General features: G+C 39.4%; 11 protein-coding genes. 8 read left to right on the forward strand and 3 right to left on the reverse strand.

The annotated features are described in order from the left end of the window. The first annotated feature begins 147 nt into the window (after window positions 1–147). The 6 genes from QFX39_RS05690 (at window position 148) to QFX39_RS05715 (ending at window position 7,615) form a co-directional block, all read left to right on the forward strand. Window positions 148–807: a glycosyltransferase family 2 protein gene (locus tag QFX39_RS05690; protein ID WP_300478138.1), complete on the forward strand. Its 660-nt coding sequence runs from the start codon at window positions 148–150 to the stop codon at window positions 805–807. 4 nt (window positions 808–811) lie between these two features. After that, window positions 812–1,807 carry a glycosyltransferase family 2 protein gene (locus QFX39_RS05695; protein WP_300478140.1) on the forward strand — a complete coding sequence of 332 codons (996 nt, stop codon included), beginning with the start codon at window positions 812–814 and terminating at the stop codon, window positions 1,805–1,807. 4 nt (window positions 1,808–1,811) lie between these two features. After that, entirely contained in the window at window positions 1,812–2,942 is a 1,131-nt protein-coding gene (locus tag QFX39_RS05700) for a glycosyltransferase family 4 protein (protein ID WP_300478141.1), read from the forward strand. Window positions 2,943–2,965: 23 nt separating this feature from the next. Beyond that, window positions 2,966–4,186: a glycosyltransferase family 4 protein gene (locus tag QFX39_RS05705; protein ID WP_300478142.1), complete on the forward strand. Its 1,221-nt coding sequence runs from the start codon at window positions 2,966–2,968 to the stop codon at window positions 4,184–4,186. A 128-nt stretch (window positions 4,187–4,314) separates the two neighbouring features. After that, window positions 4,315–6,312: a DUF2206 domain-containing protein gene (locus QFX39_RS05710; RefSeq protein ID WP_300478144.1), complete on the forward strand. Its 1,998-nt coding sequence runs from the start codon at window positions 4,315–4,317 to the stop codon at window positions 6,310–6,312. A 118-nt stretch (window positions 6,313–6,430) separates the two neighbouring features. Further along, entirely contained in the window at window positions 6,431–7,615 is a 1,185-nt protein-coding gene (locus tag QFX39_RS05715; RefSeq protein ID WP_300478146.1) for a CDP-glycerol glycerophosphotransferase family protein, read from the forward strand. A gap of 41 nt (window positions 7,616–7,656) precedes the next feature. Here QFX39_RS05715 and QFX39_RS05720 read toward each other — a convergent pair whose 3' ends face one another. The 3 genes from QFX39_RS05720 to QFX39_RS05730 are packed head-to-tail and all read right to left on the reverse strand — an operon-like array spanning window position 7,657 to window position 10,619. Further along, window positions 7,657–8,910, reverse strand: coding sequence for an oligosaccharide flippase family protein (locus QFX39_RS05720; protein ID WP_300478148.1), 1,254 nt, complete (start codon window positions 8,908–8,910; stop codon window positions 7,657–7,659). Window positions 8,911–8,955: 45 nt separating this feature from the next. Beyond that, complete coding sequence (locus QFX39_RS05725; protein ID WP_300478150.1) at window positions 8,956–9,927, reverse strand: NAD(P)H-dependent glycerol-3-phosphate dehydrogenase; 972 nt, start codon at window positions 9,925–9,927, stop codon at window positions 8,956–8,958. Beyond that, window positions 9,924–10,619 (reverse strand): NTP transferase domain-containing protein, encoded by a 696-nt coding sequence (locus tag QFX39_RS05730; protein WP_300478151.1) that lies wholly within the window; start codon window positions 10,617–10,619, stop codon window positions 9,924–9,926. Before QFX39_RS05730 ends, QFX39_RS05725 begins: the two co-directional genes overlap by 4 nt. A gap of 229 nt (window positions 10,620–10,848) precedes the next feature. Between QFX39_RS05730 and QFX39_RS05735 the strand changes: the two genes are divergently transcribed. Beyond that, on the forward strand, window positions 10,849–11,445 hold the full coding sequence (locus tag QFX39_RS05735; protein ID WP_300478152.1) for a hypothetical protein: 597 nt from the start codon (window positions 10,849–10,851) through the stop codon (window positions 11,443–11,445). 6 nt (window positions 11,446–11,451) lie between these two features. Continuing rightward, entirely contained in the window at window positions 11,452–12,036 is a 585-nt protein-coding gene (locus QFX39_RS05740; RefSeq protein WP_300478153.1) for a metal-dependent hydrolase, read from the forward strand. The last annotated feature ends 37 nt before the right edge of the window (window positions 12,037–12,073 follow it).

Raw genomic sequence — 12,073 nt, forward strand, 5'->3', positions numbered from 1 at the left:
TATAAAAGAAGGAGGCTTCCAGAAAACTTTTTATAATGGAAATGGCCATATTATAGAAAAATTATTCACACTTGTAATAATGGTGTTGTCATGTTGATATCAGTATTACCACCATGTGGGGTGTCCTAACTGGATGATGTAACCTTCATGATACCGGCCTACAATGAGGAGGGGTCCATAGGGGCACTTCTTGACAGGATAAAGTTGCTCTACCCTGACGCTGAGATCATCGTGGTTGATAATAACTCATCTGATAGGACCGCTGAGATTGCAGCATCACGTGGTGTCAGGGTCATCTTTGAGGGGAGGCAGGGAAAAACTAATGCCATGCTCGTAGCCTTCAGGAATGTGAGGACGGAGTATGCCATCATGATGGACGCCGACTGCACCTACCCACCCGAGGACTCGGCGCACCTGATAGATGTGCTCAAAGGGAGGGGGGCTGATGTGGTCCTCGGCTCAAGGCTGAATGGTGACGTGGAGGATGGTGCAATATCCCGCCTCAACAGGATCGGGAACCGTATACTGAGCCTCACCGCCACAATCCTTTACCGTCCCGTGAGTGATGTCTGCACAGGGCACTGGGCCTTCAGGAGGAGGGCGATAGATTACCTCATAGATGTGGGGCTGAGGTATCCTGGATTTGAACTGGAGGCCGAGATGTTCTCAAAACTTGCAAGGTCAGACCTCAGGATAGTTGAGGTCCCCATCTCCTACAGGAGGAGGTCCGATGAACCCAAACTCTCATCACTGACTGATGGCTTCAAAATCTTCAGGACGCTTCTGATGGGCAGATTAAAAGGGTGATGACTTGGATTTAACCAAAAAGGCCAGTGTAATAATTGTTACCTATAACCACAGTGAATATATAGAAAACTGTGTTAAATCTGTCCTATCAAATAACCCACTGGAGATTATTGTGGTTGATAATGGATCAACAGATGGAACTCTTGAAATTTTGGAAACCATGAGTGAAGTCAGGGTGGTCAGTGGTCATGGAAATGTGGGGTATGGTGCGGGTAACAATATTGGTGTCACGGTGGCAAGGGGAGAATATGTTGTTATCTTGAATCCAGATACCCTTGTGGAAGAGAACTGGCTTGAAGAGCTCTTAAAGCCCTTGGAATCCCATGAAAAGTTAGTTACAACACCTAAATTTCTTCTATTTGACGGCTCAAAGATTAACGGCGCCGGCCTAATCGTTCACTTTACTGGTTTGTCCTTTTTGCGAGGACTCAATGCTGATAAAGATGAATTTTCAAAAAAAGAATTTGTTAACGGAATTGCTGGCGAATGTTTTGCAATGAGAAGAGATGATTATCTTAAATTAAAGTTTGATGAGAATCTTCTGGCCTATAACGAGGACGGGGAATTCTCATGGAGACTTAAGGTAAATGACTTTAGGATACTGTATGTTCCTGAATCCAGATTTTATCATGATTATACACTTACTGTTCCTCCTGAGAAAATTTATCACCTTGAAAAGGCCAGATATCTCATACTGAGAAAGTATTTCTCATTGAAGCAGATTTTTATCATAATACCTTCCCTGATTATTGCAGAAATTTTAACATGGGGCTATGCTATTCTTAAGGGATCATCAGGCGTTAAATTTAAGTTTAGAGCTTTTCTAGATTCACTCAAAAATGAAGTTGATCCAGTAGAATGCAATATTAGAAATCTACTCGAAAATCTGGATTTTCAAATTCCAGATGACCAGCTAACCTACTCAACTCTTGATAAATTTATTAAAAGATTTGCTAACATGGTTTTTCTAATAAATTACAAGTTAATAGTTTCTCGGTGATTTGATGAGGATATTACAGACAGTCGTAAGATCATACCCCTATATTGGTGGAGGGGAGAATTATGTTTATTATTTATCAAAGGAACTCGCTAGGAATCATGAAGTTACTTTGATCTGTTCAAATGAGCCACGAAGTCCTCATGAAGAAATTGTAGAAAATATTAGATTCAGAAGACTTGATTATGTTGGCAAAATATCAAATACAAACATTCCACTTAACTTACCCTTTGTTTTGACTCGTGAAAAATTTGATGTAATGCATACTCATTTCCCTACTCCTTGGTTTTCAGATTTTAGTGCTACTGTTGCTAAAATAAAGATGAGACCCACTGTTTTAACTTATCACAATGATATTACTGGAGATGGTATCAATGGTTACGTTTCGAAAATTTATAACTCAACATTTTTGAAAATACTTTTAAGGTTAGTTGAAAAGATAATTGTGACACAAGAGGCTTATATTGAGCGTTCTCCCTTTTTAAAACAGTATATAGATAAAATTGAGATAATCCCCGCGGGTGTTGATACGAATAAATTCAAACCAACAATCACCCGAGGTTCTAATGGCAAAGATTGTCCAACAATCTTTTTTTTAAGCAATCTTGATGAATATCATAGATACAAGGGGCTTTTTTATTTACTGAATGCTCTAAAAATAGTTAAAAGAACAATGTCTGATTTTAAATTGATTGTGGGAGGTAAAGGGAGCTTAATTGGGGAGTACAAAAAGCTAGCTAAAAAACTTGGAATTGAGGAAAATGTTGAATTCCATGGTTTCATATCCAATGAAAAATTAGCAAGTTATTACAGTTATGCAGATATATTTGTATTACCTTCTGTTTCTAATGAGGAAGGTTTTGGAATGGTAGCACTTGAATCTTTAGCATGTGGTACTCCGGTTATAGTCACAGATATAGTTGGTGTTTCACGTGATTTAGCTGATTATAAGGCAGGTATTGTTGTAAAACCTCGCGATGTTGAGGATCTTTCAAAGTCAATTATAAAATTAATAAATGATCCTGAAGGAAGGTTAAAAATGGGTCGGAATGGAAGAAAACTGGTTGAAGAAAAATATACTTGGCGCGAAGTTGCTAGAAGGACTGAAAAAATTTATGAAGATTTAACTGAAAATTGAAAATTAAGCTTTAGGTTGAAGATATGAAAATAGGTATCATTTCAAGTTTATACCCTCCGCAAGTGATGGGTGGAGCAGAAATAGTTGTTAAAAAAATAGCTGAGGAACTTATAAAAAAAGGCTATGAAGTTTTCGTTATAACAACAAATAATAAAAAAGAATCTTTATGTGAGACCATCCACGATGTAAGGGTCTACCGCCTACCTCTTAACCTTTACTCAATAAAGGAATTTCATAAACACCATATCTTCAAGAGGATGTTGTGGCATCTGTTGGACTTAATAAATGTTAAGGCATACGGCGAGGTCAATGAAATCCTTAAGAAAGAAAATCCTGACCTTGTACATTTACATAACTATAAAGGTCTATCTTCACTGGTTTTTAGGGCTGTAAATAACCTTGAGATTCCGTTTGTATTCACCGTGCATGACTATTCTCCTATATGTGTGAGAAGCAACCTTCTTAATGGAAATGGGGAAATATGTTACAGAAAAGATCCTGCTTGTAAGCTTTATAATGCAATACAAAGTACAATCATGGGAGACAAAGTAGATGTTGTTACGGCACCCTCAAAATTTGTTCTTGATAAACTTGAAGCAGAGGGTTTATTCAGGAATGCAAAGAAAATAGTGGTACCAAATCCCATAGAATATACTCCTAAACGGTACAATAAGACCTATGATACAATAGACATACTATTTGTAGGGTCACTTTCAAAACACAAAGGACCCGATATCCTTATAAAAAGTTTCAAAAAGGTTGATAGTGAAAACTTAAGGCTTCACATCGCTGGTAGAGGTCCAATGGAGGGTGAACTCAAAAAACTTAGTGAGGGTGATGATAGGATAAAGTTCCACGGGTTTATTACAGGTGATGAACTGCAAAATCTCTACAGAATTGCTAATGTGACTGTGGTACCATCTATATGGTATGATAATTCTCCGATGGTTATCTATGAAAGTTTTGCAAATTCAACACCTGTGATTGCAAGTAACATTGGAGGAATACCTGAACTTGTGAATGATGGTTATAATGGATTTTTATTTGAAGCGAAAGATGTTAGTGAACTTTCAAGTTTAATAAAAAGAAGCGTTGATAATCCATCTATTTTAGAGAAATGTGAGATTGGGGCATATAGGTCTTGTAAAGATTATGAAATAAGTTGTATCATAAAAAGGTTAATGAAAATTTACATGTCGTGTAACACCAATTTAACGATTAAAAAATTGGGGGCTTTTAATTGAATATTAATAAAAAATATTTTGTTTTAATACTGCTTTCACTTTTAATAACTGATCTTTCAATTATCATGAACTTACCATTCAGATCTTTATTCTCTATACTTTTTTTTCTTTTTGTACCTGGAATTTTGATGATAGGCATACTAAAACTGAGACTGAAACTCCCTGAGTTTATAGTCTTTTCGATAGGTCTAAGCGTTTCCTTTTTGATGTTTGCTGGATTAATAATTAATTACTTGCCTTTAGCACGACCTCTAGGGTTAAGAATTAGCTTACTTTCTTTAAATTTTTTTATTTTGGTTTTACTTGGACTCTTTTTTGCTAAGGTTGACAGCCAGTTGATAACGGCTCCAAATACTCTAAAAAATGAAAAATGGTATTTAATAATTTTGCCCTTCATATTTCCCTTTCTATCTGTCATAGGGGCTTATTATATGAATGTTTATGGGGGTTCATTTAATTTTATAATTGTATCAATGTTAATAGCCATGATAGTTTTCGTATTGTTCATAGTTTCCTTAGAAGATGTTCCTCCCCTTTTATTTCCTTTTTCTATCTGGATGATGGGATTAAGTCTTCTTTTAATGAATAGCCTCGTTTCAAATTATATAGGTGGTTTCAATGATTTGACTTTAGAGTATTACGTAGCCCGCCTTACCTTTGAGAACCAGGAATGGAGCATTAGTTTATTCCAAAATCCTTACAATGCCTGTCTGAGCATAACGATATTACCTGCTCTCCTGAGCATACTTACAGGTTTGAATTTGCATTTTATATTCAAATTTGTTCATCAGTTCATATTTTCAATCACGCCTCTTGTTGTATATCTTCTCTTTCAAAACTACCTCTCAAAAAAAGAAGCATTCATCGCAGCCTTCTTTTTCATGGCACAGATACCCTTTATTGAAAGTATGTATACGCATACCCGGACAGAACTGGCTATCATGTTTGTAGCGCTTTCATTGTTTATTCTTTTTGTCAAAAATCAGGAATTAGAAGGAATAAAAAGAAAATTGCTTTTTGTTCCTTTCATTTTTTGTATTATACTTTCTCACTATTCAACTGCTTATGTCTTTTTTTTCATGCTGGTGGGTGCACTATTAGTTATTCAAACAAGAAAATATTTTGATAGTGATTTATCTAAAAAAAATGTTTTATTGACTTCTTTAACAGCATTTCTTTTCTTTTCATTTCTTTTTTTATGGTATGGACAAGTGACTGCAGTTCCGTTTTCTGCTGGAGTAGAATTTATCAATAAAACATTTGAAAACCTCTTTAATTTTTTCGTATTAGATCTGCGGGGTGAAACAGAACTCAAGGTTCTTGGGGCTGGTGTAAGTGGCCTAAACAAGTGGATAAGTGTTATAGTTCATGATATAACCTTTGTAATGGTCACTGTAGGTACTATCTTCTCTTTAGTAAATTACAGAAAGAGCGAATTTCAGATTGAATATCTTGCGATGTCTTCTGTAGGGCTTATTTTACTTTTATTTCAGTTATTGTTGCCCTACATTTCTATTGGGTTTTCAGCAATAAGATTATATCAAATTGCGCTTGTACTGTTAGCTCCTTTTTTTTTGAAAGGAGGTCACGTTTTCAACTTAATGCTAAAAGATGTTAATTTTTCAAAGAAAAAATTTGTATTGATAATACTTATACTGCAATTTATTTGTGCAACTTCCTTGATATACTTTAATACACCGAATTTAAGTTACGTTGCTATTAGTGAAGAGAGTTGCTACCACTTGGGGTATATTTATGATTGTGATATAGCTGGATCTTTTTGGCTGATTGACCATGGAAATTCAGAAAATATTATCTTCACTGATTTTATGGGGGATACGCGATTAATTTGCGGAGGAGCAAAAAATACACACAAAATAGCGCTTTTTAATCATAAAATGTGGAAATTAAAAAAATTTATTATTATAAGTAAAGTAAAAAAACAAAATATAGTAAAGAATGATTATGTATATCTACATAAGAGAAATTTAATTAATAAAGAATTAGTAACAGACGAGAAGTTGTATCCTAAACCTGTTATTCCATTAAGTACAATTTCTAGTAAAATCAAATCTACAAACAAAGTTTATGATAATGGAGGTTCAAACATTTTTATTGGATTATAGCTTTTAGATTTTGAGTTGCAATCGTTGAGAATAAGTAAAGTCAACTTTGAGAAAAATTCTAAAATTGTGCATACAATAACGCATAACAAACGAATAGATCAGTGGAGAAGGTGTAATTGTGTTAAGAAGGATAGTTAAAATTTTAGAAAAGTCTGAAATTACATTTCACCTCGCTATATTTTTAATAAAATTAATAAATTATTTAGTACCAAAAAGGGATAACCAAATAATTTTTGAGAGCAGACCTGATTTTGCTGATAATTCAAGGGCGATTTATAATTATATAAAGTCACTCAATGAGGATTATAGTCTTGTTTGGATTGTTGATAAAATAAAAAAAGATTTTGATGCTCTACAAGTTAAAAGGAATACAATAGATGAATATTGGCAGTTTTTTAGGTCAAGATATATTGTATCGTCAACTTTCTCTTATCCTTATATAAGACAAAAAAACCAAGTTTACCTTAATCTTTGGCATGGGATGCCTTTAAAAGCCCTTTTTTATTCAGAAAAAAATCCTGAACATTTACCCCCTAATTTCAATGATGAGAATTATTATCTTATTAGCACTTCAATTTTCATGAGAAATGTAATTGCATCTTGTTTTAATCAAGACCCCCGTCGAGTATTCGTTTCAGGTCAGCCAAGAAATGACAAGTTATTCAATAATTCGCGCGCAATTTTTGGAAAAATGTTGGGTATTGATGTAGATAAGTATGATAAAATCATTTTTTTCTTACCTACCTATAAAAAATCTATCTTCGAAAAAGAAGATGGTGAAGTTGGTAGCCATAATTTTAATCTTTTTGATTTTGATAGAAAACTTTTTGGTCAATTTCTTCGTAAGAATAATATTATTTGTCTTGTGAAATTTCATTCACTTGAAGAAGAGATAGTCAAATCTCACATTAAAGAAATAGAGAATACGGTATTCATCTCCACAGAACAAATGTTAAAGGAAGATTTAGATCTCTATGATATTCTGGGTGGTGTTGATGTTCTGGTGACTGATTATTCTTCGGTTTACTTTGATTTTCTTCTCCTTGATAGGCCCATCATCTTTGTGGTATCTGATATAGATGACTACAGAGAGAAAAGGGGTTTTGTGCTTGAGCCCTTTGAGTTCTGGACCCCCGGTCCAAAGGTCAGGACTTTCAGTGAATTCCTGGCTGAACTTGAAAAGTGCATCAATGATGAGGATTATTACCGTGATGAGCGCAGAATGATAAATGAACTGGTGAACCAGTACCAGGATGACCGCTCATCAGAAAGGGTCTACAAACTGGTATGGGGCGAGGATTGATCATTACTATAACATATATTTTTTCTTGCAGTTCTCTGGTATTACCAGAGGTTGTGTTTTTTGATTCCATAGATTCTGATGCTGAGGACTATGGTTTCTGTTATTATAACGAGACCTGCGACCAGGTAGATGTTTATGAAGGGTGATATTGCAAGGAGCATCAGGAGGTGTGCTACTGATCCTATCATGACGCTGCCGTTGGCATACCTCTGCTGCCCCAGTACCGCGAGGAATGGGTAACCCAGGAGAATTGATGGTATCACCACCATGAGGGCCACGGCAAGGAGCCTGAGGACATTGACGCTTGGTGTGTACTGGGCTCCGAAGAGTATTCCTATTATGGTTGGGGCGAAGATAATTATACCCGCGCATAGTATGGTATTCAGGATAAGGGAATACCTGAGCACCCTGCGGTGGAATATCTTGTTGCGTGTCTTGGCCATGTAGGGGTATGTCACCTGCATAAGGGGACTGTAAAGGCCCTGGGCTGCAACGTACAGTTTCTCAGCTGCAGAATAATAACCCACAGCCATGTTACCTGCAAAAAGTCCAAGAAAGAACGAATTGCTGCTAGTGTAAACAGAAACAGATACCCTTGATAGGAAGAACTGGGTGCTGTCCCTGAAGGCCTCATACACAGTCCTCCATGGGGGTAAATGGAATTTGACATTGAACCTTGTCCTTATGATCCACTGGGAAATCACCCCCGCGGTGATTGTGCCGAGGGCCTGAAACAGGGGCACATAGAGATAATCAGAGGGCTTCTTTATGAAAAGGAAGATGGCAGCGACAAATATAACGTTGGTGAGGACATTGAGGAGGGTTATGTACTTCATCCTTTCCATGCCCTGATAGAACCAGGTGGGTGATATAACGTTCCCCACGACAAGTCCGAATGCGAAGATGTATATGGGCCATGTGGCGGTGAAGCGGGGGACCATGAATACAAGGGCAAGGAGTATGGAGAAACTGATAACTGCAAGGATGCCCTTGATTATCATGACTGAGCTGAATATCTCAGATATGCGTTCGGGGTCGTCCCTGTTCATGGATATTTCACGGACAGCAGAGAGGTTAAAGCCGTAATCGGTTAGTATCAGGAAGTAGGTGTTGAATGCAATGGCGAAGTTAACAAGACCATAATTATAGACACCCAGGACCCTTGTGAGGTAGGGAAGTGTGATGAAGGGCAGTATGTACACAAGGACCTGAAGGGTTGAAAGTGAGAGAAAGTTCTCAGCCAGGACCCTGTATTCCTCTGATTTAAGAACACTGATAAGATCCCTGAATCTCATATTCCTGCACACCCACATCCTCCGTTTTGATATACCGGATCCTTTTTAGAACTCCATGCCTCTAAAGATTTTATCCTGAAAGTCCCTTATGTAGGTGTTGACTTTTTCAGGTTTCTCCATTGTCCTGTGGACCATTTCGAGCACTGGAAGGTCAATATCATCTGTAAGTTCCCTTATGGCCCTTATTGAACGTAGACTTTCGATGGTTATGGTTGAATCCTCACTGAGTCTCATCTTCTTGCCCAGCATCAGGCCAAGGGTCCTGTTACGGCTCTTATCGGTTGATGCTGTTAGCAAGAAATCTCCGAATCCACAGAACCTGTCATGAAGTTCGCCGTAACCCATCTCATTGAGTATACGGGTCATCTCCCTGAAACATAGTGTTAAAAGAGAGTACCTGTGATTCTCGCCTGTTATCTGTCCATCCAGTATACCCATGGCAACGGCGTACACATTCTTGAGTATCCCGCAGAACTCAACCCCCTCAATGTTTTCTGAGTGATCGAGGATAATACCTGGGGCCCTGAGAAGCCCTGAAATCTCGTCTAGGTAGCTGGCATCGGCGCCAATGGTTATACCTGAGGTTATGCCTCTTATGAGTTCATCTGCGAAGTTGGGTCCGGATATGCTGAAAACTCTTGAGGATCCGGTCTCTTCGCGGATGACGGAGGACATGGGTTTCAGGCTGGGATGTTCTATTCCTTTTATGCAGGATACGATCTTTTTATCCTCCAGATTGGATTCGAGGGATCTCAGTATTTTTCGGAGGTTGCCTGAGGGCACCGCCAGGAATATGTATTCGGATTCGTCTATAATTTCAGTCCTGTCCATGAGGACTGCTTCTATGTTCTCCCTGAGTTTTACTCCGGGATGGTATGCTGTGTTTTCATGTTTTTTGTTTATGGTGTCAGCGATCTGGGGTCTGCGTGCCATTAAATGGACCTTATCGGTGTTCATAGCTAGAACCTGTGATATGGCTGTTCCAAAGCTTCCTGCTCCGATAACTGTGACCTTCATCTGTGGGTCTCCCTGAAGTATCTTTTTGCCTCTCTGAGATCCTCTAGGAAGTCAACTTCTACGCAGAACTTTTCTCCGATGTTGAGGGGTTTGAATTTTTCACCCCTTTCTATGAGTATTTCAACGCCCCTTTCGAAGTAGTCCTGGTCATCGCATTCCTTTAGGGCCTGGATGAATTTTGGCACGGTGTTCCGGGCAATTCTGTTGATTCCCACGGCTTCTCCCAGGGGTTTGCTGACGGTTTTGGAGAGTTCTTTTATGAATCCGTCAGTGTTGAGGCTGTATTTGACCTCTTCTTCTCCGACTTTTTTGTTGTCAACGCATATGAGGTTTTTATATGGGGTTTCCATGATCATCTGCAGTATCTGTGGGTCGAAGACCACGTCTCCGTTCATCCAGATTACGTCGTCGTCTATGCCGTTCATTCCGATGAGGAGGCTCTTGGATGTGTTTGTTTCTGCGTAGCGGTGGTTGTAGATGAATTCGAGGTCGGGATATCGTTCCTCCAGGAGATGGCCCTTGTATCCGAGGACTACTCTGATGTTTTCAGGTTTGGTTATCTGTGTGATGTTTTCTATTTGCTGGTCGATTATTGTCTTACCATTGGCCAGTTCAACGAGTGCCTTTGGTATTCCATGACCCAGTCTACTCCCAACACCCGCAGCAAGAATAACGACCCTAATAAAAATCACCTTTTTGTACTCGGTAAATATAGATACTGATTATCTTAGTTTACTTTGATCATTATAATAATATCTTATCTATTGAGAGAAGAACATGACAGAATTTTGCTATTTATACCTAATCCACTGGATCATCCATTCATCATCAAATCCATTATTTCATATTCTCTCTGTAAACCCACAGTATAAAACCATCTCATACGAAAAATTTAAATAATATTAATTAATACTTTATTGTATGAAACTCATAAACATTGTCTCCTGCCTTGAGGATGGCAACGTTATTGAGTGTGGCGGAAACGCCCTCGAGGCCTACCAGGGAATACTGGAGGCCATTAAGGCGGGTGAAATCATCACTGGGGCCACACTGGTATACCTGGTAACACCCATGCCCCTCAAGGCGGGGCTCCTCCAGATACTCAGGGCCCACAAACCAGGGGCCAGTGATAAACTCACCATAACAGAGATAATGAATGAGATAGCATCAACCAGGGGCGACACCTGGGTCTTCATGGACCACTTCGAGGACCTCACAGAGAAGGCCGCAATGAAGTACCTCTGGCTCCATGAGAACGGCAACGTGAACTACATGGCCGCCCTCAACGGCACCATGAGGGGTGAGGTGAGGCCATTCTACTCAACCTTCCAGAGGCTCAACCCCCATGAGTGCCTGGACGACGACGCCATTGACGTCACCTGGGCATTCATGGTACTCATGTCCATACTCATGGCACTGGGATACTTCAAGGTGGGCCTGGAATACGGGATCCTCATAACAGGGGCGCTCTGGTTTGCCCTCATATCATTCAGGACAATGAACTACATCCTGAGGTGATAACCTTTGAGGTTCAGGACCCACATAACAGCTGCAGTGGCACTCTTCCTCATGGTAAACCTCATACACCCTGTAAATTCCCTCATCAACGGGGCCCTCCTCGCCGGTGCTGCATCAGTGCTCCCTGACATCCTCGACTTCCTCGCCGGGAGGCACAGGGGCATCGGACACACACTTCTAATTCTACCACCCCTTCTGCTCCTATCACTGGGGAGTCCAGGGATCGGGGTGCCCCTCCTTGTCGGGGTATCATCCCACCTGGCCCTGGACCTCTTCACGGTCCGCGGATGCCCCCTGCTATACCCCCTCAATGACACACCCTACCACTGCCTCCGCAGGAACAGAAGGATAAAGACAGGGACAGCCGGCGAGTGGGCCATCCTCTCATTCCTCCTGATCCTTGCCCTGGCACTATCCCTTGTATCTGTGGGTGCCCTGGATGGATTCTATGAAACTGATGATGGAAACTCTACCGTGAATGACAGCGGGATCACTGTCAGTGTACACGTGGAGGCTGACAGGGACGTTAACGTTACAATGGTCAATCAGAACGGTTCTGAGAGCATCCATGTTGATTTCATGGACGATTAATATTACTATTTTTCATTTATACCAAAAGTTAGTAATA

It is taken from the genome of Methanothermobacter sp. (genome assembly GCF_030055425.1).
Classification (GTDB): domain Archaea; phylum Methanobacteriota; class Methanobacteria; order Methanobacteriales; family Methanothermobacteraceae; genus Methanothermobacter.